Below are 24,305 nucleotides of genomic sequence, written 5' to 3' on the forward strand. Positions count from 1 at the left end.
ATCACCCCTGGTGAGGCCTCAGGCCGCGTGGCGACGGACATGGGCCAGCAGGGCTGTAAGCGCGCCGGGGGTGACGCCTTCGATACGGGCCGCCTGGCCCAAGGTCAGGGGACGGACGGCGCCCAGCTTCTCGCGCACCTCATTGGAGAGGCCGCCGACCGCGGCGTAGTCCAGCTCGGCCGGCAGCCGCAGGTTCTCGTCGCGTCGGAACGCAGCGGCGTCGGCCGCCTGGCGGTCCAGATAGCCGGCATAGGCCGCGTCGATTTCCACCTGCTCGCGGATTTCCGGGGCCCAGGCGGCGATCTCCGGCCAGATGGCCGTGAGGTCCTCGAAGCCGATGGTCGGATAGGCCAGCAGCTGGGTCAGGTCGCGGACCACCCCGTCCGCCTTGACCGGCAGGCCGGCCTTGGCCGCCACATTGGGGGTCAGGGTCAGTTCGGCGGCGCGGGCGCGGGCCTGGGCCAGGGCGGCGGCCTTGGCCTTCCACGCTGTTTCACGTGAAACACCGACCACGCCCAGGGCCAGGCCGCGATCGGTCAGCCTCTGGTCGGCGTTGTCGGCCCGCAGGGACAGGCGGAACTCGGCCCGGCTGGTGAACATGCGGTAGGGCTCGGTGACCCCGCGGGTGACCAGGTCGTCGATCAGCACCCCGATATAGGCCTCGTCGCGGCCGAAGGCGGCGGCGTCCAGGCCCGAGGCGGCGCGGGCGGCGTTGAGGCCGGCGACAAGCCCCTGGGCGCCGGCCTCCTCATAGCCCGTGGTGCCGTTGATCTGGCCCGCCAGGTAAAGCCCCGGCAGGCGCTTGACCTCCAGGGTCGGGTAGAGCTCACGGGGGTCCACATAGTCGTATTCGATGGCGTAGCCGTAGCGGCGCACCTGGACCTTCTCGAGCCCCGGAATGGTGCGCAGGAACAGGTCCTGGGTCTCTTCCGAGACCGAGGTGGAGATGCCGTTCGGATAGACGGTGTCGTCGTCCAGGCCTTCCGGCTCCAGGAAGATCTGGTGGCTGTCCTTGTCGCCGAAGCGGACCACCTTGTCCTCGATCGACGGGCAATAGCGCGGCCCACGGCCATTGATCCGACCGCCATAGACCGCCGATTCCGTCAGCCGCTCGGCGATGATTTTGTGGGTTTCGGCGGTCGTATAGGTCACCCCGCACTCGATCTGCGGCGTGGTGATCTTGTCGGTCAGGAAGGAGAACGGGATCGGCTCGGCGTCGGCCGCCTGCATCTCCAGCCCGTCCCAGGCAATGGTCGAGCCGTCCAGCCGCGCCGGGGTGCCGGTTTTCAGCCGCCCCATGGAAAGGCCGCTGGCATAGAGCCGGTCCGACAGGCCGATGGCCGGGGCGTCCCCCACCCGGCCGGCGGGAATCCGCATCTCGCCGCGATGGATCAGGCCCTTGAGGAAGGTGCCGGTGGTCAGCACCACGCGGCCGGCCCGGTATTGGATCCCGGTGGCGCCCACGACGCCCAGGACCACCCCATCCACGACGATCAGGTCCTCCACGGCCTCGGCGAGGATGCTGAGGTTCGGGGTCTGGGCGAGCTCGGCCTGCATGGCCTGGCGATAGAGCTTGCGGTCGATCTGGCTGCGCGGCCCGCGCACCGCCGCCCCCTTGGAGCGGTTCAGCATGCGGAACTGGATGCCGGCCTGGTCGGCCAGCCGGCCCATCAGCCCGTCGAGAGCGTCGATCTCGCGCACCAGATGGCCCTTGCCCAGGCCACCGATGGCCGGGTTGCAGCTCATCTCGCCGATGGTTTCCAGCTTGTGGGTCAACAGCAGGGTGCGGGCGCCGAAGCGCGCGGCGGCCGCCGCGGCCTCACAGCCGGCGTGCCCTCCCCCGATGACGATGACATCCCAAGCGCTCAAGCTTCGCATCCCGAAGAAAGACGCCCCCGGCGGACCGGGGGCGAGCGAAGCCTATATAGCGAAGGGCGTGCGATGTTTCACGTGAAAGCTGATGAGACCTTTTCCCTCCCCCTTGTGGGGAGGGCAGATCGCGTAGCGATCGAGGGTGGGGTGCGCTCGCAGGTTTCCCCACCCGTCTGGCGCTTCGCGCCATCCACCCTCCCCATAAAGGGGAGGGAAAAGCCCGCGTTTCACGTGAAACAGTCTATTTTCCAATGCAGAAGCTGGAGAACACCCGGTCGAGGACGTCCTCCGGGTCGATCCGGCCGGTGATCCGGTCCAGGGCGCGGCCAGCGAGGCGCACATCCTCGGCCGCCAGTTCAAGCTCATCGTCATAGGCTTCGGCCCGCTGGAGGCGTTCCAGCGCCTCGCCCAGCAGTTCGCGATGCCGCAGGCGAGTGGCGGTGGGCGACTCGGCGCCGGCCAGGGCGGCGACAACCCGGCGCTCCAGGGCGGCCTCCAGGGCGGCGATATCGGCGGTTTCACGTGCGCTGAGCCGCAGGACGTCGATCCCCAGCGCCCTGGCTTCCACCAGGGCGTGGCCGGTCTCCGCCCCCGCGGGCAGGTCGGCCTTGTTGATCAGGCAGATATCGTGCGGGTGAAGGTCGCCCGGCGCGCTGGCCCTGGCGTCGCTAGCCCCGTCCACGACCCAGACCCGCAGGTCGGCCTCCTGGGCCCAGGCGCGGGCCCGGCGCACGCCCTCGGCCTCGATCTCGTCGTGGGTTTCGCGCAGACCCGCGGTGTCGGCCAGCAGGGCCTTGTAGCCCGCGAACCGCATGGGGACCTCGATGATGTCGCGCGTGGTCCCCGGCGTCGCGGTGACGATGGCGGCCTCCCGGCGCGCCAGGGCGTTCAGGAGCGTGCTCTTGCCGGCGTTGGGCGCCCCGATCAGGGCGATCTTGAACCCCTCGCGCACCCGCTCGCCCCGCCGCGCATCGGTGAGCGCGTGCTCCAGATCGGCGATCAGCCCGGCCAGGATCGGCTTGGCGCGAGCCGCCACGTCGGCGGGCACCTCCTCGTCCGGGAAGTCAACGGCCGCCTCGAACATCGCCAGGGCCTCGATCAGGGCCTCACGCCAGCGGGTCTGGGCCTGGCCGAGCGCCCCGCCCAGCTGGTCCAGCGCCTGGCGGCGCTGCGCCTCCGTCTCGGCCTCGATCAGGTCCGCCACGCCCTCGGCCTGGGCCAGGTCCAGCTTGCCGTGCTCGAAGGCGCGGCGGGTGAACTCCCCGGGTTCGGCCAGCCGTAGGCCCAGGCCGCTCAGGGCCTCCAGCAGGCCGGTCATCACCGCAGGGCCGCCGTGCACGTGGAACTCGGCGCAATCCTCGCCGGTGTAGCTATGGGGGCTCTCGAACCACAGGACCAGGGCCTGGTCGAGCACCGCGCCCTCATGCCTAAGGGTCCTCAGCGCCGCCAGGCGCGCGTGGGGCCGGCGCCCCGCCAGGGCGTCAACCACCCTGCCCGCCGCGGGGCCGGACAGCCGCACCACGCCCACCGCCGCGCGGCCCGGGGCGGTGGCGGCGGCGAATATCGTATCCGTCATTTCGGGCGAGTGTTCCCCATGCCCGCATCGACGGCGGCGGACATCAGCTTGCGGAACTGTTCCTGGGCGCCGACCCCGAAGGCGGTCCAGTTCTTCATCAGCTCATCGGGCGACAGCATGGCCATGTTGGAGGTCATGCGGCTCTGCATCTCCTCGACCAGCTTCTCGTTGAGGGCGGTGACGTCCGGCAGGCCCAAGAAGGCGCGGGCTTCCTGCGCAGAGCAGTCGACTTCGATCGTCATCTTCATCTCAATTCCTCCGGCGTCCTGACGACATTGTTATGGCCGGTGTCGGCGCCCGCGCGCTAGTAGCCCTCGCAAGGGCTTCACGTGCAACGGGAGACGCCGATGGGCGAGATGATTACGATCAAGGGTGAAGACGGCGACTTCGCCGCCTATCTGGCGCGGCCGGCCAAGACCAAGGCTCCGGCCGTCGTGGTGATCCAGGAGATCTTCGGCGTCAACGCCGTCATGCGCGATATCTGCGACGGCCTGGCGGCCGAGGGCTTCCTGGCGGTCTGCCCAGACCTGTTCTGGCGCATCGAGCCCGGCATCGACATCACCGACCAGTCCGAAGCCGAATGGAAGCGGGCCTTCGAACTGTTCAACGCCTTCGACGTCGAGGCCGGCGTGAAGGATATCGCCGCGACCATCGACCAAGTCCGGGCCATGGCCGAGGTCAACGGCAAGGTCGGCGCGGTGGGCTTCTGCCTGGGCGGGCTGCTGGCCTTCCTCACCGCCGCGCGCACCGACTCCGACGCCTCCGTCTCCTACTATGGCGTGGGGATCGAGGGCCGGCTGGCCGAGGCCGAGAAACTGGCCAATCCCCTGCTGATGCATATCGCCGAGGAGGATCAGTTCGTCCCCAAGGAAGCTCAGGCCCTGATCACAACCACCCTGAAGAACCACCCACAGATCCAGATCCACACCTATCCTGGCCGTGACCACGCCTTCGCCCGAGTGGGCGGCGAGCACTATGATCCGGCCGACGCCAAGCTGGCCGGAGGCCGCACCCTGACCTTCTTCCAACAGCACCTGGGAGACGGCCAATGAAGGCGATCCGCTTCGAGACTACCGGCGGCCCCGAGGTCTTGCAGGTCATCGACCTGCCCACCCCCGAACCCAGGCCGGGCGAGATCCTGGTCCGCCATCAGGCCGTGGGCGTCAACTTCATCGACACCTACCACCGCTCAGGCCTCTACCCGGCCAAGCTGCCCTCCGGCCTCGGCATGGAGGCGGCGGGCGTGGTCGAGGCGCTTGGCGAGGGCGTGACCCGATTCAAGGCCGGCGACCTGGTCGCCTATGCCGGCGGACCCATCGGCGCCTATTCACAGTTCCACGTGGTCAAGGCCGACCGGACGGTGAAGCTGCCGACGGGGGTCAGCGCCGAGACCGGGGCCGCGGCCCTGCTGAAAGGCATGACCGCGGAGTTCCTGCTGCGGCGGACCTATCCGGTGAAGGCCGGCGAAACCATCCTGATCCACGCCGCCGCAGGCGGGGTCGGCTCCATCGCCGTCCAGTGGGCCAAGCACCTGGGAGCCACGGTGATCGCCACCGCCGGCTCGGAGTCCAAGGCGCAACGCGTCCGTGACCTGGGGGCCGACCATGTGATCCTCTATCGCGACCAGGACGTGGCCGCCGAGGTCCGCCGGCTGACCGACGGCAAGGGCGTGCCGGTTGCCTATGACTCGGTGGGCGCGGCGACCTTCGAAGGGACGCTCGGCAGCCTGGCGCGACGGGGCCTGTTCGTCTCGTTCGGCAACGCCTCGGGCCCGGTCCCGCCCTTCCCGCCCGCGCGGCTGGCGGCGGCGGGCTCGCTGTTCTTCACCCGGCCGACCATGGGCGACTACCAGGCCACCACGCCGGAGCTGGACGCCAGCGCCCAGGCCCTGTTCGAGGTCATCGCCTCGGGCGCGGTCAAGATCGAGATCGGCCAGACCTTCCCGCTGGCCGAGGCGCGAGCCGCGCACGAGGCCCTGGAGGGCCGCGATACGGTCGGGGCGAGCCTGCTCATTCCGTAGGCTGATGTTTCACGTGGAATATGAGTTAGTTCAGTAGTTTAGGTTCCGACGGCTCTTTTCCTCCCCCGTTTGCGGGGGAGGGGGACCGCCGATAGGCGGTGGAGGGGGCGGCCTCGAGCTCGGCGCCCAGTCTCGCCCCCTCCACCACGCCTGCGGCGCGGTCCCCCTCCCCCGTTCGCTGCGCGATGTGGGAGGAAGAGAACGCAAAAAGGGCCCGCGTCGCCGCGGGCCCTTTCTTCGTCTCGGCCGGCCGGTGAACCCTAGGTGTTCATCGACTGGAAGAAGTCTTCGTTGTTTTTCGAGGTGCGCAGCTTGTCGAGCAGGAACTCGATGGCGTCCTGGGCGCCCATCGGGTTGAGGATGCGCCGCAGGATGTAGGTCTTCTGCAGGTGCTCCTTCGGCGTGATCAGCTCTTCCTTGCGGGTCCCGGACTTCAGCACGTCGATGGCCGGGAAGATGCGCTTGTCGGCGACCTTGCGGTCCAGGATCAGCTCGGAGTTGCCGGTGCCCTTGAACTCTTCGAAGATCACCTCATCCATCCGGCTGCCGGTATCGATCAGGGCGGTGGCGATGATGGTCAGCGAGCCCCCCTCCTCGATGTTCCGCGCCGCGCCGAAGAAGCGCTTGGGGCGCTGCAGGGCGTTGGCGTCGACACCGCCGGTCAGCACCTTGCCGGAGGACGGCACCACGGTGTTGTAGGCGCGGCCCAGGCGGGTGACCGAGTCGAGTAGGATGACCACGTCGCGCTTGTGCTCGACCAGCCGCTTGGCCTTCTCGATGACCATCTCGGCGACCTGGACGTGGCGGGTGGCCGGTTCGTCGAAGGTCGAGGAGATCACCTCGCCGCGCACGGTGCGCTGCATGTCGGTGACTTCTTCCGGCCGCTCGTCGATCAGCAGGACGATCAGGTAGCACTCGGGGTGATTGGCGGCGATCGACTTGGCGATGTTCTGCAGCATCACGGTCTTACCGACCCGGGGGGGCGCCACGATCAGGCAGCGTTGGCCCTTGCCCAGCGGGGCGACGATGTCGATCAGCCGGCCCGAGCGATCCTTCAGGGTCGGATCCTCGATCTCCATCTTCAGCCGCTGGTCGGGATAGAGCGGGGTCAGGTTGTCGAACAGAACCTTGTGGCGGACGTTCTCGGGGTTCTCGAAATTGGTCAGGTCGACCTTCACCAGGGCGAAGTAGCGCTCGCCCTCGCGCGGCGCGCGGATGGCGCCATCGACCGTGTCGCCGGTGCGCAGGCCGAACTTCCGGATCTGGGAGGGGCTGACATAGATGTCGTCGGGACCCGGCAGGTAGTTGGCTTCCGGCGAGCGCAGGAAGCCGAAGCCGTCCTGGACCACTTCCAGCGTGCCCGAGCCGGAGATTTCGATCCCCTCCTCCGCCAGGGTCTTGAGAATCGCGAACATCATGTCCTGCTTGCGCATGGAGTTGGCGTTCTCGATCTCCAGGGTCTCGGCGAAGGCCAGCAGGTCGGCGGGCGACTTGTCCTTCAACTCCTGCAGCGACATGCGGGTGAGGCCCATGGCGGCGATGGCCGCCGTGACCTCGGAATGGTCGTCGTCACCATCCTCTTCCGAAGCCGCCTCGGCGGCGACTTCAAGCTGGGCGTCCTCAATGGCGGACTCGGCTTCGACCTGGGTGTCGACGACGTCGGTGGGGGTGTCTTCAGTCATGGGATTACTCTGATAGGTCCCCGCCGGCCGAACGGTTTTCGGGCGCGGGGAGAATCGTCGGGGGCGTTAGGGGACGCCGATTTATGTTCGAGGGCCGGGCCGGTGCGGCTTTGACAAGCGCGCGGCGCACGGAGGTAGGGCGGGGCGTAGCTTCGGAAATCCGACGCCACGTGGGAGGAGCCGAACCACATACGGGGCGCGGGGTCAAGCGTGGGCGGTCACCGTCGACGACGCAGATAGGGTCAGCGCTGGCCGAATTGAAGGGTCACGGCGAGCACCGCGACGATCGCCGCCAGGAACGGCAGCTCGTTGGTGGCGCGCCAGAACTTCGCGGTCTTGGGACGCTCGCCGGCCACGAATTTCTTGTACGACCCGGCCAGAAAGCCATGCCAGCCGGAGATGAAGATCACCGCGGCCAGCTTCACGATCATCCAGGGCTGAGCCAAGAAGGACCAGCCCTCCTTGGCCGCATGGACGTGCCAGAAGATCAGGCTGACGCCCAGGATCCAAGTCAGGCTCATGGACGGATTGATGATGATCTTCAGGAGCTTGCGCTCCCAAACCAGGAAGTTCGCGTCGAACTCGCTGCCGGGAGGCGCGGTCTCGGTATGGTAGGCGTAGAGCCGCGGCAGGTACATCATCCCGGCCATCCAGGCGATGACCGCGATGATGTGCAGGCCCCGCAAGAAATCGAAGAGGTTCACGCCACAACTCCCCTGGACCCTTTCTGACAGATGGTTTCATCTGATCGGACGAAAAGGGTCCATCTTCTAAAGTTTAGAGCGTGACGGCCGCCTGAACCGACATCCACTTCAGGCTGTCACGCTCTGTCCGCCCGACAGGCGCATTTCGCATAGTCTTGCGGACAACGCCACGGGCCGTCAGGCCGCGCGCCTCCGGGCCGGGTCAGCGCATTGAGCGTCGCCGTGGTCAGGGCCGCGACGAAGCGCGGCGCGGTCCCCAGCGCTGGGGCGCGGAGATAGGGCGCGCAGCCGACGTCGCGCGCCAGGTCGCCATATTCGTGGTCCAGCTCCACCAGGGTCTCCACATGCTCGGAGACGAAGGCGATGGGGCAGACCAGCACCCCCAGGCCCTCGGCGCCCGCCCGGCGGATCTCCTCGTCCGTTGAGGGGCCGATCCATTTCAATGGCCCGACGCGGCTCTGGTAGCAGACCTTCCAGTCGGTGAGTTCGGGCAGGCGGAAGGCAACGGCCTGGGCGGTGGCGCGGACCTGGGCCTGGTAGGGGTCGCCGGCGGCGATGACCTTCTCCGGCAGGCCGTGGGCCGAGAACAGCAGGCGGATCTTGGTCGGGCTGCCCGCCGCCTCCCAGGTGGCCCGGATCGCCGCGGCGTGGGCGTCGGTGAGGCCAGGCGCCGTGGGGAAGCAGCAGACCGTCCGGCTGACGCCGGGACCGGCATAGGCGGCGTCCCAGTCCTTCAGGGACGAGGCCGTGGTGGTGGTGGAGAACTGCGGATAGAGCGGCAGCAGCACGATCTCATCGGGCGCGAAGGCCGCCACTTCCTTGGCCGTCTGGTCCGCGAACGGTTTCCAGTAGCGCATGGCGATGAACACCTTGGCCGTCAGGTCCGGCCGGGCCGCCGCCAGGCTGGCCTCAAGCGCCCTGGCCTGCTCGCGCGTCTCGGGCAGCAGAGGCGATCCGCCGCCCATCAGGGCATAGTTGGCCTGGGCCGCCTTTTCCCGCCGCTTGGCGATCCACCAGGCCAGCGGCCCGCGCGCGATGGCCGGCAGGTCGATGATCGCCGGGTCGCTGAACAGGTTCTGCAGGAAGGGGCGAACGGTGGTCTGGTCGTCCGGACCGCCGAGATTGAACAGGACGACGGCGAGCTTCATCCCCCTCTCCGCTGGCTTCCGGCAGACCTATTGCATCTGCGGTTATCGGTCCGCCTCCTCTCCACCCGTCTTCCGGGGGGAGAGGAAGATACGTCTTGCCGGCTCACCGCCCGGTCACCCGGCGGATGGTGCGCTCGATGTGTTCGATGGGAGTGTCGGGCAGGACCCCGTGGCCGAGATTGAAGATATAGGGCCCGCCGTTCCATTGGGCGATCAGGGCGTCGACCCGGGCGTCCAGGGCCGGACCGCCGGCCCGCAGCAGCAGGTTGTCCAGGGCCCCCTGGATGGTCTTGCCACCCGCCTGGATCCTGCGGCCCAGGGCCGCCGAGGCCTGGGTGTCCAGAGCCACGGCCTGGACCGGGACCTTCTCGGCATAGGTCTCGACAAGGGCGCCGGCCCCGCGTGGGAAGCCGATGAACGGGGTGTCGATCGCCGCGGCGCGAACCTTCTCGACGATGGCTGTGTGCGGCTTGATCACAATCCGCTCGAAGACATCCTCGGCCAGGCCTTCCGCCCAGCTCTCGAACAGCTTCAGCACCTGGGCGCCTGATCTGGCCTGCATGACCAGGTAGCGCGCGGTGGACTCCACGAGTATGTCCAGCAGTCGGTCCAGCTTTTCCGGGTGCTGGTAGGCGTAGGTCCGGGCCCCGGAACGGTCGGACCCCCTGCCCTCGATCATGTAGGTGGCCACGGTCCAGGGGCCCCCGGCGAAGCCGATCAGGGCGCGGTCGGGCTCCAACTCGGCGCGGACCCTGGCCAGGGTCTCGCCGATGGCGCCCAGGCGTTCCGTGGAGGCCTCAACCTGGTCCGCCAGGCTTTCCAGCGCCGGCAGTTCGCCCAGCCGCGGCCCCTCCCCGGCCTCGAACCAAACCTCCTGGCCGAGCGCCCGGGGGATCAGCAGGATGTCGGCGAAGACGATGGCCGCATCCAGCGGGAAGCGGCGCATGGGCTGCAGGGTCGCCTCGGCCGCCATCTCCGGGTTGTGGCAGAAGGCGATGAAGTCGGTCGCCCGGGTGCGCAGCTCCCGATACTCCGGTAGCGAACGTCCGGCCTGACGCATGAACCAGACCGGCGGCCGATCCAGGGTTTCGCCGGCGAGCGCCCGTAGGAGGCGCGGTTTTGAACCTTCTGACATGGGCGCCGTTAAACCGGCTTAGCGCCCCAGGCTCAAGGCCTGGGCTCCAACCCGCCTGCCTTCTTCCTAATTGGAATCTTGAATCTAAGCGGAAGGGGTAGAAGCAGGGCCGTGGATCAATGGGGACAAGTTGCGTCCCGCACGCCCCGCGAACCCTTTGCCCACAAGCCATGCGACGGTTTCGAGACGCCCACGGCCAAGCCTGTGAATTGCGGGGAGCGTCGTTAACCCCTCGTTAGGATTTACCTTTTGTTAACCCCTGCGCGGGCGCCGATCGGGGCCGAACACCGGTCGCCCGTTAATCCTTTGGTCATTCCTTGGTAAGACTTCATTAACCTCCCAGAGCGTGGATCGGTCGGACTCAAACCGGGCCAGTTCTCCCGTCCGTCCACCGGGGGCCGGGCGCGGGCGTGGCTATCCCCAATTCCGTTCGCCTTCGCTAAGAAGGTATCGACTCTTTGATCCCCAGATTTCGCCAAAGCCATATCGTCGCAGCCAGCCCTAGGATCCGATGACCCCGCCCTCGCGCATCGCCACCTATTTCCATGTGCACCTGGTGTCGGATTCCACCGGCGAGACTCTCAACGCCATGGCGCGCGCCGTCTGCGCCCGGTTCGAGAACGTCCTGCCCATCGAGCATATCTACGCCCTGGTCCGCTCACCCCGGCAGCTGGAGCGGGCGCTCACCGACATCGAAGAGGCGCCCGGCGTCGTGATTCACACGATCGTCGACGACCAGCTGCGCACGGCGCTGGAGGAAGGGGTGCGGCGCATGGACATGCCCTGCATCGCCGCCCTCGACCCGTTGGTCTCGTCCATACAGCGCTATCTGGGCGCCTCGATCAGCCGCCGGGTCGGTGTGCAGCACGCGCTGGACAACGATTATTTCAACCGCATGGACGCCCTGAACTACGCCATCGGCCACGACGACGGCCAGGGCGGCCAGGATCTGGAACAGGCCGACGTGGTGCTGGTGGGCGTCTCGCGGACGTCGAAGACCCCGACCTGCATCTATCTGGCCCACCGGGGCGTGCGGGCGGCCAACGTGCCGCTGGTGCCGACGCGGCCGCCGCCGGAAAAGCTGTTCGAGCTGAGAAGCACCCTGGTGGTGGGCCTGACCATCTCGCCGGACCGGCTGATCCAGATCCGCCGCAACCGATTGCTCAGCCTCAAGGAGGACCGGGAATCCTCCTATATCGACATCGAGGCGGTGCGTGAGGAGACGGTGAAGGCTCGCAGGCTCTATGAGCGCCAGGGCTGGCCGGTGATCGACGTCACCCGCCGCAGCGTCGAGGAGACGGCCGCCGCGGTGCTCAACCTGCTGCACGGCGGCCACGGCCAGGTGGAAGTGCTGGGATGAGCGCGGAGCCCATTATCCTGGCCTCCAAGAGCGCCGCGCGCCGCGCCGTGCTGACCGGGGCCGGGGTGCCGTTCGAGGTCGCCGTGGCCGGCGTCGACGAGGACGCCGTCAAGAACGCCATGCTGGCCGACGGTGCGAGCCCGCGCGACGTGGCCGATGCGCTGGCCGAATTGAAGGCGATCCGGGTGTCACGCTCAAAGCCCGGCTTCGTGATCGGTTCGGACCAGACCCTGGAGTTCGAGGGCCAGCTCTATGACAAGGTCGAGACCGTCGAGGCCGCCGCGGAACGGCTGAAGGCCATGCGGGGCAAGCCGCACAAGCTGCACTCCGCCGTGGTGGTCGCCAAGGACGGGGCGCCGATCTGGCGCGAGATCGTATCGGCCACGCTCACCATGCGAGACTTCTCCGACGATTTCATCACCGCCTACCTGGCCGCCGAGGGCGACCAGGCCCTGGGCTCGGTGGGCTGCTACCGGCTGGAAGGTCCCGGCGCCCAGCTGTTCTCCAAGATCGAGGGCGACTATTTCGCCATCCTCGGCCTGCCCCTGATGGGCCTGCTGGACCTGTTCCGCCGGCATGGAGCGCTCAAGGCATGATCAGCGGCGCGACCCTGCTGGCCGGAGTGGTGGGAAATCCCATCGCCCATTCCATGAGCCCGATCCTGCACAACGCCTGGCTGGCGGCGGCGGGGATCGACGGTGTCTATGCGCCCTTCCGCGTGACGGAAGAGCGGTTCGCCAGCTTCGTGGACGGCCTGCGCGGCGGCTCGGTCCGCGGCCTCAACGTCACGATCCCCTTCAAGGAACGGGCGCTCAGCCTCGCCGACCGGGCGGGCGATCGGGCGACCATGGCAGGCGCCGCCAATGTCCTGGTCTTCGAGGCGGACGGGACGATCGTCGCCGACAACACCGACGGCCTGGGTCTGCTGGCGGCCTTCGCCGAGCAGGCGCCGGGCTTCGACCCAAAGGCTGGGCCCGTGGCGATCCTGGGCGCCGGCGGCGGGGCCCGTGGCGCGGCGGCGGCCTTCACGGCGGCCGGCTGCCGCGAGGTACGCATCGTCAACCGAACCCAGGCCCGGGCCCAGGCGATCACCGATCTCCTGGGGGGCGAGGCCTTCGGCCTGCACCGGGCGGCGGCGGCCTTCGAGGACGCCATCGCGGTGGTCAACGCCACCTCGGCAGGGCTGGCCGGCGAGGGCCAGCTGGATGTCCCGCTGGAGGCGACCCCGGCGGCCTGCGTGGTGATGGACATGGTCTATAAGCCGCTGGTCACGCCGTTCCTGGCGCGCGCCCGGGCGCTCGAGCGCCGCACGGTCGACGGCCTGGCCATGCTGGTCGGCCAGGCGATCCCGTCCTTCGAGGCCTTCTATGGCCAGCCGCCGCCGGCCGATGTGGACGTCCGCGCCCTGGCGCTGAAGAGGCTGGAGGCGCGCTGATGCTGCTGCTCGGCCTCACCGGCTCCATCGGCATGGGCAAGTCGACCACGGCCGCCATGTTCCGCGAGGCCGGGATCCCGGTCTATGACGCCGACGCGGCGGTGGCCGATCTCTATGTCCTGGGCGGCGCGGCCGTGGAACCGCTCGAGGCGGCGTTTCCAGGCGTCACCAAGGACGGCGTGGTCGACCGCGAAGCCCTGCGCACCCGGGTGCTGGGCGATGACGCGGCCATGGCGAAGCTCAATTCCATCGTCCACCCGCTGGTGGGCGCCGACCGCGTGCACTTTTTCAAGGCGGCGGAGGCGGCGGGCGCCGACATGGTCGTGCTGGACATCCCCCTGCTCTACGAGACCGGCGGCCACGCCAATATGGACGCGGTGGTGGTGGTCTCGGCGCCCGCCGACCAGCAGCGCGAGCGGGTCCTGGCCCGGCCGGGCATGACGCCCGAGCGTCTCGACGCCATCCTCAGCCGCCAGATGGCCGACGCCGAGAAGCGCGCCCGGGCTCATTTCGTGGTCGATACAGGGCGTGGGCTGGAGCCGGCGCGGGCGCAGGTGGCCGAGATCATCGCCACGATGCGCGATCCACAGCGAAGGCCCGCGCGACAACAGGACCCGCTTGAAGCCTCGGCCAAACGGGGCGATTGATCGGCCATGGCGCGTGAGATTGTCCTCGACACCGAAACCACGGGTTTCGAGCCGCACCTGGGCCACCGGCTGGTGGAGTTGGCCTGCCTGGAGATCGAGGACTTCGTCCCGACCGGGCGGACCTTCCACGTCTATATCGATCCCGAACGCGACATGCCGCCCGAAGCCCAGCGGGTCCACGGGTTGTCGGCGGAGTTCCTGCGGGGCAAGCCGAAGTTCGCCGACCTGGAAATCCACCACGCCTTCCTGGAATTCGTCGGCGAGGCCCCGATCATCGCCCACAACGCCGGTTTCGACCGAGCGTTCGTGAACCACGAACTGACCGTGTGCGGCCGGGAGATCATCCCCGAACACCGCTGGGTCGACACCCTGGCCCTGGCGCGGACCCGATTTCCGGGGATGCACAACTCGCTGGACGCGCTCTGCAAGCGCTTCAAGATTTCCCTGGCCGACCGCGAGAAGCACGGCGCCTTGATCGACGCCCGCCTGCTGGCGGCGGTCTATCTGGAACTCAAGGGCGGCCGCGAGCGCCGGCTGGAGCTGACCACCAGCCAGGCCCTGGCCCAGGCGGTGTCCATCGCCGCCCAGGGCGCCTATGGCGCGCGGCCGAGGCCGCTGGCCTTCCGCTCGACCGACGCCGAGCGGGAGCTGCACGCGGTCTTCATCCGCGAGGCGGTGAAGAGCGAGACGCTCTGGAAAAAGCACGGGCTGTAAGACCCTTTTCCCTCCCTTCATGGGGAGGGACAGGCGGGGTAGCCGCCAGGGTGGGGAAGTCCGGCAATCTTCGGGAGAGCTTCGGAAAGCCCCACCCTCGACCGCTACGCGGTCTGCCCTCCCCAAAAGGGGAGGGAAAAGAAGGCCTTAGGCGTTGCCCATGGCTGGACCCTGGATCTCGCCGCCGGCCTTGCGCGCGGCGTAGACGCCGGCGAAGTCGATGGGGTCCAGCAGGAAGGGCGGATAGCCGCCGTCCGAGGTCACGTCGCCGATCACCCGGCGGGCGAAGGGGAACAGGAAGCGCGGGCATTCCACCAGCAGCACCGGCTCCAGATCAGCCGGGGCGACGCCGGTGATCTGGAAGACGCCGCCGTACAGCAGTTCCACATGGAAGACCGGGCCGTCCTCGCGGGTGGCGCGGGCCGAGAGCTTCAGGTCCACCTCGAACAGGCCGTCCTCGCGGCCCCGCGCGTTCATCTCGACGCCCATGTCGATCTGCGGCTGGCCGGCCGACTGGGTGCGCAGGGTCTCCGGCGCGCGGGGGTTCTCGAAGGACAGATCCCGGATGAATTGGGCCAGGATGCGGATGCCGGGCTCTTCGGTATCGGCGCCGTTGGACTCGGGGGCCACGTCGGTATCGGTCATGTTCTGGAAAATCCGGTTATCGGACGTCCATTCACGTCCTGTTTGTGGCGCGGGCTGCTATCATGTGGCCTAAGCCGATGCAACGTCGCCCCTGACGGGGGCGTTGCGCTGTCCTATATTGAGCCTTTCCCGTTTCTACGAGCCCTAACCGTTGTCCAACGTCCTCGAGCTGATCATCTTCGCCGGCCTGGCTGCTGTGGTGCTGTACCAGCTCTATTCGGTGCTGGGCCGCCGCGTGGGCCGCCAGCCCGAGGACGCCGCCGCCGACAAGGCTGCGGTTCCGGGCGCGCCCGTGACCCCCGTGCTCGACGCCCCGGACGACGGGGTCGGCCTCACCGGACTGCCGGCTGTGAAACATCGCGACCCTTCCTTCGACCTCTCTCGGTTCCTGGCCGGGGCGAAGGGCGCCTATGAGATGATCGTGCGCGCCTTCGCCGCGGGCGACCGCGAGACCCTGAAGAACCTGCTGGCGCCCAGCGTGATGTCCAGCTTCGAAGCTGGGATCGAGGCCCGCGAAGCCAGCGGCGCCACGGAAACCGTGGAATTCCTGCACGCTCCGCGGGCCGACATGGAGCGGGCCGAACTGGTGGGCGACGCCGCCCGCATCACCGTGCGCTTCCTGGCCGAGTTCCGCAGCCGCTCCAAGGGCCCCGAGGGCGAGGCCGTGGACGACAAGCGCACCGCCGAGCTCTGGACCTTCGAGCGCAATCTCAAGAGCCGCGATCCCAACTGGATGCTGGTTCACGTCGACGCCGCCGAGGCGTAGGACCGCCCGTTTCCCGACAGGAGGGGTGATCTTGGCCCGCAGACTCACGCCCCGCGCGCCATGGAGCGTCCTCGCCGCGGTCCTGCTGACGCTGGCCCTCGCCGCCTGCGCCACGTCCAAGCCCGGACCGACGCCCGGACCCCGACCGTCGCCGGTCAGGCCCCTGCCCCCGCCGGCGCCGACCCCGCCGCCCGAACGGCTGGAGCGCTTCGAGGATCTGCCCGGCTGGGCGAACGATGATCACGCCGCGGCCTTCGACGCCTTCCGCGCCACCTGCGGGGTGGCCCGCGATCCGGCCCTGGCGGAGATCTGCCGCCGCGCCCGCGGCCTGCCGCCGCTTAGCGGCCCGGCCGCCCGCGCCTTCTTCGAGGACAGCTTCCGGCCTGAGCTGATGGCTGGCGAGGGGGTCCTGACCGCCTATTTCTCGCCGGTCTACGAGGCTCGCGACCGGCCCGACGCGGAGTTTTCCGCCCCACTGCGCCCCAAGCCCGCCGACCTGGTGACCTCCGGTCCCGGCGCCAAGGACGCCCTGAAGCGTGGCCCCGACGGCAAGCTCGCCCCCTATCCCGACCGCGCGGCCATCGAGGCGCAAGGCGGCGGCCCGGCGCTCGCCTGGATGCGGCCGGAGGAGAAGTTCTTCCTGCAGATCCAAGGTTCGGGGGTGCTGACCTATCCCGACGGGCGGCGGTTGAAGGCGGTGTTCGCCGCCACCAACGGCCTGCCGTTCGCCGGCATCGCCAATCCCATGCGCGACAAGGGGATGCTGGCGGCCAACAACACCTCGGGCGAGGCGATCCGGGTCTGGCTGGCCAGCCATCGCGGTCCCGAAGCCCAGCAGGTCATGGCGCTCAATCCCCGCTATGTGTTCTTCACCCTGGCCCCGGACGACGGACGCCAGCCCGTGGGCGCGGCGGGGGTTCCGCTGCCGCCCGGCCGCGCCATCGCCGTCGATGTGAGCCGTAACACCCTGGGCCAGCCCTTCTTCCTCGATGGCCAGGCGCCCACCCTCAACGGCGCCTTCCCCAGCTATCGCCGCACGGTCATGGCGCTGGACGTGGGCGGGGCGATCAAGGGCCAGGTGCGCGCCGACCTCTATCTGGGCCAGGGCCCAGAGGCCGGGGTCGAGGCCGGGCGCGTGCGCCATACGCTTCGCATGCACCGGCTGGTCCCCAAGGTCGGCCCGGGACGGTGAAGCGGCCCGTCCGGCCCGACGAGCATAGGCTCTGGTCGATGGTGGCGGCCACGGTCCACCCCCTGCCCGGCCGCAAGCCCGCCCCGGCCCCGAAGGCGGCGACCGCGGCGATAGCTCCGCCCAGGGCCACGGCCGATCCGCTTCCGCCTCCACAGTGGGATGGCGCGGCCTTCACGGTCGGCGAACTCGCGGGGCGGCGGCTTCCGCCTCGCGCGACCAAGGCGGACGCCCAGGACAAGGGCATCGAGCCGCGCCGCAAGCATCGCATCGCCAAGGAACGCGACCCGATCGGCGGACGGATCGACCTGCATGGCATGACCCAGGAGCGCGCCCGGGCGGCGCTGGAGACCTTCCTGCGCCGCAGCCATGACGACGGGGCCCGCGCCGTGCTGGTGATCACCGGCAAGGGCGTGCAGGGCGATGGCGTCCTGCGCCGCCGTACGCCGGAATGGCTGGCCGATCCGGCCCTGCGCGACGTGGTGGCGGGGATTTCAGAGGCCCATCGCCGCCACGGCGGCGAAGGCGCGCTCTATGTGGCGCTCAAGCGCAAGGTGCGGGGCTAGCAGGCCCTGGCGCCAATCGGCCGATGAAGGCGTTATAGCTGGCTCAGGAGGACACCCATGGCCAAGCCGATCACCGTCAGCATTCCCCACGACCTCGGCAAGACGGAGGCCCGCAGGCGCGTCGAGGAGGGCATGGGGCGGATCCTCCAGCAGTTCGGCGAGGGCGTGAAGATGACCCATGCCTGGGAAGGCGATCGGCTGAGCTTCGCCGCCAAGGTGGTGGGTCAGGCCGTGGCCGGCCGCCTGGACGTGCTGGAAGACGCCGTGAAGATGGAGGTCGACCTGCCGCCCTTCTTCGCCATGATCGCCGACAAGGTGAAGGGCCGGCTGAAAAAGGAAGGCCAGCTCATGCTGGAGAAGAAATAGCCCCCGTCAGATTTGGTCTCCGGCGCACGAGTTCCACGATCCAGACGGTGTAGGCGGCCAGGGCCACCTCCCCCAGCACCTCGTCCAGCCCTCCGGCCGCCACCGGATCCTCGGGCAGCATGGGCGACTGGAACAGGGCCAGCATCAGGTTGGCCGCCAGATGCGCGCCAATGGCGAACTCCAGCCCGCCCAGCCGCAGAGCCGCCCAGGCGAAGGCCGCGCCGGCCAGCGCCCGCGCCGCCAGGGCCGAGGGGTCGAATTCCAGGTGGAACAAGGAGAACAGCACGCCGTTCAGGGCGACGATCACCCAGACATTGCGGGTGAAGGCGGCAGTCTGCTGCAGCACATAGCCGCGGAACACCACCTCCTCGGCCGCCGCGGCCACCAGCAGGCCCACCACCATGGCGCAGAGATAACCAAGCTTCAGATCGAGGCCGGCGGGCTCGAGGATCGGAAATTGCAGCTGGCCGCCGAACGCCAGGACGTCGATCGCCATGAGCAAGGCCACGGCCGGCAAGGTCGCCGCGGCGCCCAAGACCAGCAGCGACTTGCGGAACCGCGGCGTGGCCGTGACCCAGCTCGCCACCGGCCGGCCGAAGATCACCCGGGCGGCCAGCACCACGCCGGCCGCCAGCGAACCCAGCATGAGGGCGACTTGCAGGACATAGAGCGCCGAGCGCTGCAGCCGCGGCCCATCGGGCTCCGCCGCTCCGAGGGCGAACAGGGCGACCATGACCGGGAAGTTGATCAGCAGGCCCGCCACCGGCGCCGAGACCAGCATGATCGCCACCCGCGGCCAATCGCGGTCGTGCGGGGTCAGGGCCTTGAGGAACGGTGAGGTCACACCGGCGACTATGCGGCCGAGCCACGCCGCCGGTCGAGCCCGAAACCCTTTCACCGCAACAATTCCGCTGGGCCGTCCCACCAGGGTGCATCAGGGGTGTCGGACCAGATAGTTCGCCTGATAGGCGAATCCGGACTTGACCACGGACTGTCGCGCGCGGGACGCTTGGGCCATGCGAGGGCTGGGCGACCTGAACTTGCCGGACCGGCTGACCGGCGTCGCGCCTCGATGGGTGGTCGAGGCCGCCTGCGCTGGAATCTGCCTGGCCGGCGCGACCGTCCTGCGCCTGTTCGTCGAGCTGTTCACCTCCCAGATCGCACCCTTCGTCTTTGTCGGCCCGGCGGTGCTGGCCGCCACCCTACTGGCCGGATGGCGCTCGGGCCTGGGCGTCCTGGCCGTGGCCCTGGTCGGCGTCTGGTACCTGGTCCTGCCGCCGGAGCGGTTCGGCCCGCTGAGCGTCGACGACGGCGCGGCGCTGGTGCTGAATGCGTTCGCGGCCCTGCTGATGATCGGCCTGGCCCAGGTCTTCCGGCGGGCGGCCTCGGCGGCCGGCGACGAACGCACCACCAAGCTGGAGGTCCGCGACCTGCTGCTGCGCGAACTGAACCACCGGGTGAAGAACAATTTCCAGATGGTCGCCAGCCTGCTGGAGATGCAGCGTCGGCGCGCCGCCGATCCGGGCACCGAGACCGCGCTGGGCGACGCCCTGCGCCGGGTCCACGCCATGGGCCAGGCCCACGCCTATCTCTATTCGCCCAGCGACACGGTGGGCTCCATCGACCTGGCCGCCTATCTGCGCGAGCTGTGCACGAACCTGGCCGACAGCCTGCTGCTCACCGGGGCGGTGCGGCTGACCTGCGACCTGGAGCCGGGCGACCTGAGCCGCGACCGCACCGTGGCCCTGGGCCTGGTGGTCAACGAACTCGTGACCAACGCGGCCAAGTACGCCTTTCCCGACGACCGCGCGGGAGAGATCCTGGTGCGGCTGAAGCGGATCGAGGTCGGGCTGGAGCTGATCGTGGCCGACGACGGGGTGGGCATGCCCCCCGACAACAAGATCAAGAGTACGGGCCTGGGGCGGCGACTGGTGGAGAGCTTCGCTCGCCAGGGCGGCGCCATCCTGACCCGTGGCGAAGGGCCGGGAACCCGCTACGTCCTGGTGCTCCCCGACTGATTGCGGAGCCTTAACTTGGCCTGCGTCCGAGTCCGGGCGAAAACCGATCCATGGTCGCCGAACCCCCCGTCCGCCAGAACCTGGCCCCACACGAGCGGTTCGGCCGCCATCGCCACGAGCGGGCCTATGTCGCCCTGGTGCTGCGCGGCGGCTACGAAGAGGCGGGTGAGGCTGGGCGTCGGCGGCTGGCCGCCGGCGACGTGGCGATCCATGAGATGTTCGACGGCCATCTGAACGCCGTGGCTCCTAGCGGGGCGGTGGTGCTGAACCTCGAATTGGGCGGCCTGATCGGGGGTTTCGGCCGGATCGCCGACCCGGACGCCGTGGCGCGGCTGGCCGAACGCGACGCCTTCGCGGCCGGAACCCTGCTGCGGGCGAACCTGGTCCCGATGGCTGCCGAGGCGCTCGACTGGCCCGACCTGCTGGCCCGCGACCTGGCCGCCGATCCCGACCTGGCCCTGCGCGACTGGGCTCGTGACCGGGGCTTGGCGGCGGAAACGCTGTCGCGGGGCTTCGGCCGGGCCTTCGGGATCAGCCCTAAACGGTTCCGCTACGAGGGGCGGGCGCGGGCGGCCCTGCGCGGGGTGGTCGGCGGCGCCGCGCCGCTGGCCGACCTGGCCCTGGAAGCCGGTTTCGCCGATCAGGCCCATATGAGCCGGGCGGTGAGCGACCTGACCGGCCACGCTCCGGGCGCCTGGCGGCGCGGGTCAAGTGGATGCAAGACCGCCGCCTGAGTCAGCGCCAAGCTTGCGCCATGCTCAGACGAACCCTCCTGGCCACCGCCCTGGCCCTGCTCGCCGCGCCCGCCCTGGCGCAAACCTCGATCCGCACCCGCTGGGTGGTGAAGAGCTCCGAGGGGCTGGACGCCATCGCCATCCTGGGCCCGCTCTCGGGCAAACCCTTCTACGCCCGCTACTACGAGTCCGAGATGGCCGCCTTCAAGCCGAGGCTTTCGGCCCCGGTGGTCGAGGCCATCATGAGCCTGCACGCCGAGGCCGACGCGGCGGGCGGCCTGCTCTGGCCCGGCCTGACCCTGGTGTTCTCTGGCGGGCCGACGGCGACCCTCGGAGATCTGCTGGCGAGCCTCGACGCCGCCGAGACCGTGCTCAAGCCGCCCTTCCAGGCCAGCGTCTATTGGGACGAGGCCGACTGGGGCCGGTTCCTGGCCGGCCGCGACCGCCTGCGCCTGGTGCTGACCGGCCTGCGCGACGCGGGCTTTCCGGAGTTCCGCAGGGGCTTGGCCGATACGCCGGCCGCCAGGCGGATCGCCGAACTCAACCCGCTGCTGGCGCGGCTCGACATCATCGCCGAGCAGGAGCGGCTGCTGGGCCGCAGGCTCGACCCGCAGATCGAGATCGACCTGTCGTGGTTCTGTCGGCCGCATGGGGTCAAGGTGCAGGGCCAGAGGTTCATCGCCCATGTGGGCGCCAGCGACCAGGTCATGGTCCTGACCGCGGCCCACGAGATCCTGCATCCGCCCTTCGACATGGCCGGTCCGACCGCCAAGGCTTGCCTGGCGGTGCTGGAGAAGGACGCCCTCTTCGCCCGCATCCTGGCGGAGAAGGACAAGGGCACGGGCTACAACGAGCTGGACGGCATCCTCAACGAGGACACCTGCCAGGCGCTGGATCAGATCATCCAGGAGCGGCTGGGCTATGTGGTGCGGCCGGCGGCGGAGCGCTGGACCCGGAACGACCAGGGCATGCACATCCTGGCCGCGGGCCTCTACGGCCTGCTGAAAGCCGATGGCTACGACCGGAGAGGGGGCGATCTCGAGGCCTGGATGTCGGCGGCGGCAAGGGGCGGCAAGCTCGCCCCCGCCAGCCTGCACGCCGCGGCGGCCAGGGTGTTGGGCAAGCCCATGGATCAGTTGTGGGTGACGCCGGTCAAGGGGTGAAGCAAACCCATGGGGCTCTGCTGACCGCCGGATGGCCTCCTCTCCACCCGTCTTTCGGGGGGGAGAGGAGGTGACTGGACCTCGTCTCCCTCAGGTCGATTTCTTGCGCCAGGCCTTTTCCTCGAGGCCCGAGCGGCCTTCGCGGCTTTCCAGCCAGGCGGCGACCTCGTCCAGGCTGACGCCCGAGCGGGCCAGCAGGACCAGCCAGTGATAAATCAGGTCGGCGCTCTCGGCGGCCAGGCCGTCCTTGTCGCCCTGCATGGCGGCGATGACCGCCTCGAAAGCCTCCTCGCCGAACTTCTTGGCCGACCGATCCAGCCCCTCGGACAGCAGCTTGGCGGTGTAGGAACTGGCCGGATCGCCGCCGCGGCGGCTCTCTATGGTGGCCGCCAGGCGGTCCAGGGTCTCAGAGAAACGGCTCATGCGGGCTCCACCATGCGGACCGGGATGGCGGCGGCGGCCATCGCCTGTTTGACCTCGGAAACCGAGACCTCGCCGAAATGGAAGATGGAGGCGGCGAGCACCGCGTCGGCGCCGCCCAATGTGACGGCCTCGACCATGTGCTGCGCGTTCCCGGCCCCGCCCGAGGCGATGACCGGCACGTTGACCGCGTTCGTCACCGCTTTCAACAGGTCGAGGTCGTAGCCGATCTTGGCGCCGTCGCGGTCCATGGAGGTCAACAGGATCTCACCGGCCCCGCGCTTCACCACCTCGACCGCGTAGTCGACGACGTCGATGCCCGTGTCGTGGCGGCCGCCATAGGTGAACACCCGCCAGCCGTGATTGCGCCCGTGGCCGGACACGGCGGGACCGTGTTTGGCGTCGATGGCGACGACCACGGCCTGGCTGCCGAAGGCGTCGGCGCAGGCGCTGATCAGGTCGCGATTCTCCACCGCGGCGGTGTTGACGCTGATCTTGTCGGCCCCGGCCAGCAGCAGGCGCCGGGCGTCCTCGACCTGGCGTATGCCGCCGCCGACGCTGAGCGGCATGAAGCAGACATCGGCGGTGCGGGCGATGACGTCGAGGATGGCGCCGCGGCGTTCATGGCTGGCGGTGATGTCCAGGAACATCAGCTCGTCGGCCCCGGCCGCGTCATAGGCTCTTGCCTGCTCCACCGGATCGCCGGCGTCGCGCAGGGCCACGAAGTTCACGCCCTTCACCACGCGGCCGTCCTTGACGTCCAGGCAGGGGATGACGCGCACCTTCAACATCAGGCGGCGACCTTGAGGGCTTCCTCGGGCGAGATGGCGCCGTTGTAGAGCGCCCGGCCCAGGACCGCGCCGGCGATCGGCACGCCCTTGCGGGCCTTCAGCCGCACGATGTCCTCGACGCTGGCCAGGCCGCCCGCGGCGATGACGGGAATGGCCACCGCGTCGGCGATCGCCCCGAAGGCCTCGACATTGAAGCCCATGACCGTGCCGTCGCGGTCGATGTCGGTGATGATCAGGGCGCCGACCCCGGCGTCCTCGAAGCGGCGGGCCACCGTGACCGCGTCGAGGTCGGAGCTCTCGGTCCAGCCCTGGGTCGCCACCTTGCCGGCGCGCACGTCCACCGAGACGGCGATCTGCTCGGGCCAGAGCCGGGCGGCTTCCTTGACGATGTCCGGCTCGGTGACGGCGATGGTTCCGAGGATGACCCGGCTGACCCCGGCCTCGATCCAGCGTTCGATGTCCTTGAGGTTACGGATGCCGCCGCCCAGCTGGACGGGGATCGACACGGCCTCGAGGATCGCCTCGACGGCCTTCTCATTGATCGCCCGGCCCTGGACGGCGCCGTTCAGGTCGACCACGTGCACCCAATGGAACCCGCTCTCCACGAAGCTGGCCGCCTGGGCGGCCGGAGAGGTGTTGAACACGGTGGCGGTGTTGAGGTCGCCGTGCAGGACGCGCACGCATTGACCGTCTTTCAGGTCGATCGCGGGATAGAGGATCACGGTCGCCACTCCAGGAATCGCGCCAGGAGGGCAAGCCCGGCGCTCTGCGACTTTTCAGGGTGGAATTGTACGCCCGCCACATTGGCCTTGGCGACCGCGGCGGGGAACTTTCCCCCGTGGTCCACATAGGCCGCCACATCGGCGGGGTCGTCCGGATAGAAGGCGAACGAGTGGGTGAAGTACATGGGCGCCTCGCCGATCCCAGCGATCGGCGGCGGTCCACGCGGATCGATCAGCTCGTTCCAGCCCATGTGCGGGACCTTGGCGGCGGGATTGTCGGGCTCGATGCGGCGCACGTCGCCGGCGATCCAGCCCAGGCCCTTGGTCTCGCCGAACTCCAGGCCCCGGGTGGCGACCAGCTGCATGCCGACGCAGATGCCGAGGAAGGGCCGCCCCTTCTCCCGCACAGCTTCGTTCAGCGCCGCCTCCAAACCCGGCCGGGCCTGGAAGGCGCGCATGCAGGCGGCGAAGGCCCCGACGCCCGGCAGGACGATGCGGTCGGCGGCCAGGATCACGGCGGGGTCGCTGGTGACGCGGATCTCCGCCGACCCGTCCGCCGCGCGGACGAGGGCCTTTTCGGCCGAGCGGAGATTGCCCGACCCGTAGTCGATCAGGGCGACGCTCTGCATAGG

The 24,305-nt window shown here is 69.4% G+C and carries 27 protein-coding genes; 14 read left to right on the forward strand and 13 right to left on the reverse strand.

Annotated features, from left to right (window positions below; genetic code table 11):
- Positions 1-18: 18 nt before the first annotated feature.
- The 3 genes from mnmG to V6M51_RS19720 all read right to left on the reverse strand — a co-directional run bounded on the left by mnmG (position 19) and on the right by V6M51_RS19720 (position 3,696).
- Positions 19-1,878, reverse strand: coding sequence for a tRNA uridine-5-carboxymethylaminomethyl(34) synthesis enzyme MnmG (mnmG, locus tag V6M51_RS19710; RefSeq protein WP_442957869.1), 1,860 nt, complete (start codon positions 1,876-1,878; stop codon positions 19-21).
- Positions 1,879-2,113: 235 nt separating this feature from the next.
- Positions 2,114-3,448: a tRNA uridine-5-carboxymethylaminomethyl(34) synthesis GTPase MnmE gene (mnmE, locus tag V6M51_RS19715; protein ID WP_332769927.1), complete on the reverse strand. Its 1,335-nt coding sequence runs from the start codon at positions 3,446-3,448 to the stop codon at positions 2,114-2,116.
- The gene (locus V6M51_RS19720; protein ID WP_254835179.1) at positions 3,445-3,696 is read right to left on the reverse strand and encodes a DUF6489 family protein; all 252 of its coding nucleotides are present in this window, start codon (positions 3,694-3,696) and stop codon (positions 3,445-3,447) included. The genes mnmE and V6M51_RS19720 overlap by 4 nt, the downstream gene beginning before the upstream one ends.
- A gap of 99 nt (positions 3,697-3,795) precedes the next feature.
- Between V6M51_RS19720 and V6M51_RS19725 the strand changes: the two genes are divergently transcribed.
- The gene (locus V6M51_RS19725) at positions 3,796-4,500 is read left to right on the forward strand and encodes a dienelactone hydrolase family protein (RefSeq protein WP_332769930.1); all 705 of its coding nucleotides are present in this window, start codon (positions 3,796-3,798) and stop codon (positions 4,498-4,500) included.
- Entirely contained in the window at positions 4,497-5,468 is a 972-nt protein-coding gene (locus tag V6M51_RS19730; RefSeq protein ID WP_332769932.1) for a quinone oxidoreductase family protein, read from the forward strand. Before V6M51_RS19725 ends, V6M51_RS19730 begins: the two co-directional genes overlap by 4 nt.
- A gap of 260 nt (positions 5,469-5,728) precedes the next feature.
- Here the strand turns inward: V6M51_RS19730 and rho are convergent, their stop codons facing one another.
- From rho to hemE, 4 genes are all read right to left on the reverse strand, one after another.
- Complete coding sequence (gene rho, locus V6M51_RS19735; protein WP_332769934.1) at positions 5,729-7,150, reverse strand: transcription termination factor Rho; 1,422 nt, start codon at positions 7,148-7,150, stop codon at positions 5,729-5,731.
- 242 nt (positions 7,151-7,392) lie between these two features.
- On the reverse strand, positions 7,393-7,854 hold the full coding sequence (locus V6M51_RS19740; RefSeq protein ID WP_332769936.1) for a CopD family protein: 462 nt from the start codon (positions 7,852-7,854) through the stop codon (positions 7,393-7,395).
- A gap of 116 nt (positions 7,855-7,970) precedes the next feature.
- Positions 7,971-9,002 (reverse strand): ferrochelatase, encoded by a 1,032-nt coding sequence (gene hemH, locus V6M51_RS19745; RefSeq protein ID WP_332769937.1) that lies wholly within the window; start codon positions 9,000-9,002, stop codon positions 7,971-7,973.
- A gap of 103 nt (positions 9,003-9,105) precedes the next feature.
- Positions 9,106-10,137, reverse strand: coding sequence for a uroporphyrinogen decarboxylase (gene hemE / locus V6M51_RS19750; protein ID WP_332769939.1), 1,032 nt, complete (start codon positions 10,135-10,137; stop codon positions 9,106-9,108).
- Between the two features lie 511 nt (positions 10,138-10,648).
- Here hemE and V6M51_RS19755 point away from each other — a divergent pair.
- The 5 genes from V6M51_RS19755 to dnaQ are packed head-to-tail and all read left to right on the forward strand — an operon-like array spanning position 10,649 to position 14,293.
- On the forward strand, positions 10,649-11,497 hold the full coding sequence (locus V6M51_RS19755) for a pyruvate, water dikinase regulatory protein (protein WP_332769941.1): 849 nt from the start codon (positions 10,649-10,651) through the stop codon (positions 11,495-11,497).
- Positions 11,494-12,093 (forward strand): Maf family protein, encoded by a 600-nt coding sequence (locus V6M51_RS19760; RefSeq protein WP_332769943.1) that lies wholly within the window; start codon positions 11,494-11,496, stop codon positions 12,091-12,093. Before V6M51_RS19755 ends, V6M51_RS19760 begins: the two co-directional genes overlap by 4 nt.
- A complete protein-coding gene (gene aroE, locus V6M51_RS19765) occupies positions 12,090-12,932 on the forward strand; it encodes a shikimate dehydrogenase (RefSeq protein WP_332769945.1) in 843 nt (280 codons plus the stop codon). The genes V6M51_RS19760 and aroE overlap by 4 nt, the downstream gene beginning before the upstream one ends.
- Entirely contained in the window at positions 12,932-13,579 is a 648-nt protein-coding gene (coaE, locus tag V6M51_RS19770; protein ID WP_332769947.1) for a dephospho-CoA kinase, read from the forward strand. The genes aroE and coaE overlap by 1 nt, the downstream gene beginning before the upstream one ends.
- A 6-nt stretch (positions 13,580-13,585) precedes the next feature.
- Positions 13,586-14,293 carry a DNA polymerase III subunit epsilon gene (gene dnaQ / locus V6M51_RS19775; protein ID WP_305673731.1) on the forward strand — a complete coding sequence of 236 codons (708 nt, stop codon included), beginning with the start codon at positions 13,586-13,588 and terminating at the stop codon, positions 14,291-14,293.
- A gap of 147 nt (positions 14,294-14,440) precedes the next feature.
- Here the strand turns inward: dnaQ and secB are convergent, their stop codons facing one another.
- The gene (gene secB, locus V6M51_RS19780; RefSeq protein ID WP_332769951.1) at positions 14,441-14,938 is read right to left on the reverse strand and encodes a protein-export chaperone SecB; all 498 of its coding nucleotides are present in this window, start codon (positions 14,936-14,938) and stop codon (positions 14,441-14,443) included.
- Between the two features lie 151 nt (positions 14,939-15,089).
- On the opposite strand from secB, the gene timA reads away from it, so the two are divergent.
- The 4 genes from timA to V6M51_RS19800 are packed head-to-tail and all read left to right on the forward strand — an operon-like array spanning position 15,090 to position 17,825.
- Positions 15,090-15,704 (forward strand): TIM44-related membrane protein TimA, encoded by a 615-nt coding sequence (timA, locus tag V6M51_RS19785; protein ID WP_332769953.1) that lies wholly within the window; start codon positions 15,090-15,092, stop codon positions 15,702-15,704.
- A gap of 31 nt (positions 15,705-15,735) precedes the next feature.
- Entirely contained in the window at positions 15,736-16,896 is a 1,161-nt protein-coding gene (locus tag V6M51_RS19790) for an MltA domain-containing protein (protein ID WP_332769955.1), read from the forward strand.
- Positions 16,893-17,459: a Smr/MutS family protein gene (locus V6M51_RS19795; RefSeq protein WP_332769957.1), complete on the forward strand. Its 567-nt coding sequence runs from the start codon at positions 16,893-16,895 to the stop codon at positions 17,457-17,459. The genes V6M51_RS19790 and V6M51_RS19795 overlap by 4 nt, the downstream gene beginning before the upstream one ends.
- A 57-nt stretch (positions 17,460-17,516) precedes the next feature.
- Positions 17,517-17,825 carry a polyhydroxyalkanoic acid system family protein gene (locus V6M51_RS19800; RefSeq protein ID WP_332769959.1) on the forward strand — a complete coding sequence of 103 codons (309 nt, stop codon included), beginning with the start codon at positions 17,517-17,519 and terminating at the stop codon, positions 17,823-17,825.
- Here V6M51_RS19800 and V6M51_RS19805 read toward each other — a convergent pair.
- Positions 17,806-18,669, reverse strand: a complete 864-nt coding sequence (locus V6M51_RS19805; RefSeq protein WP_332769961.1) for a CPBP family intramembrane glutamic endopeptidase — start codon at positions 18,667-18,669, stop codon at positions 17,806-17,808. The genes V6M51_RS19800 and V6M51_RS19805 overlap by 20 nt on opposite strands.
- A 172-nt stretch (positions 18,670-18,841) precedes the next feature.
- Between V6M51_RS19805 and V6M51_RS19810 the strand changes: the two genes are divergently transcribed.
- The 3 genes from V6M51_RS19810 to V6M51_RS19820 are packed head-to-tail and all read left to right on the forward strand — an operon-like array spanning position 18,842 to position 21,740.
- Positions 18,842-19,843: a sensor histidine kinase gene (locus tag V6M51_RS19810; RefSeq protein ID WP_332769963.1), complete on the forward strand. Its 1,002-nt coding sequence runs from the start codon at positions 18,842-18,844 to the stop codon at positions 19,841-19,843.
- Between the two features lie 50 nt (positions 19,844-19,893).
- Entirely contained in the window at positions 19,894-20,577 is a 684-nt protein-coding gene (locus V6M51_RS19815) for a helix-turn-helix domain-containing protein (RefSeq protein WP_332769965.1), read from the forward strand.
- Positions 20,578-20,597: 20 nt separating this feature from the next.
- Positions 20,598-21,740, forward strand: coding sequence for a hypothetical protein (locus V6M51_RS19820; protein WP_332769966.1), 1,143 nt, complete (start codon positions 20,598-20,600; stop codon positions 21,738-21,740).
- 90 nt (positions 21,741-21,830) lie between these two features.
- Here the strand turns inward: V6M51_RS19820 and V6M51_RS19825 are convergent, their stop codons facing one another.
- The 4 genes from V6M51_RS19825 to hisH are packed head-to-tail and all read right to left on the reverse strand — an operon-like array spanning position 21,831 to position 24,302.
- A complete protein-coding gene (locus V6M51_RS19825; RefSeq protein ID WP_332769967.1) occupies positions 21,831-22,163 on the reverse strand; it encodes a phosphoribosyl-ATP diphosphatase in 333 nt (110 codons plus the stop codon).
- Positions 22,160-22,951 carry an imidazole glycerol phosphate synthase subunit HisF gene (gene hisF / locus V6M51_RS19830; RefSeq protein WP_332769968.1) on the reverse strand — a complete coding sequence of 264 codons (792 nt, stop codon included), beginning with the start codon at positions 22,949-22,951 and terminating at the stop codon, positions 22,160-22,162. The genes V6M51_RS19825 and hisF overlap by 4 nt, the downstream gene beginning before the upstream one ends.
- Positions 22,951-23,673: a 1-(5-phosphoribosyl)-5-[(5-phosphoribosylamino)methylideneamino]imidazole-4-carboxamide isomerase gene (gene hisA, locus V6M51_RS19835; protein ID WP_332769969.1), complete on the reverse strand. Its 723-nt coding sequence runs from the start codon at positions 23,671-23,673 to the stop codon at positions 22,951-22,953. Before hisA ends, hisF begins: the two co-directional genes overlap by 1 nt.
- The gene (hisH, locus tag V6M51_RS19840; protein WP_332769970.1) at positions 23,670-24,302 is read right to left on the reverse strand and encodes an imidazole glycerol phosphate synthase subunit HisH; all 633 of its coding nucleotides are present in this window, start codon (positions 24,300-24,302) and stop codon (positions 23,670-23,672) included. Before hisH ends, hisA begins: the two co-directional genes overlap by 4 nt.
- Positions 24,303-24,305: the final 3 nt, after the last annotated feature.

Source organism: Phenylobacterium sp. (assembly GCF_036677185.1).
In the GTDB taxonomy this organism is placed as follows: domain Bacteria; phylum Pseudomonadota; class Alphaproteobacteria; order Caulobacterales; family Caulobacteraceae; genus Phenylobacterium.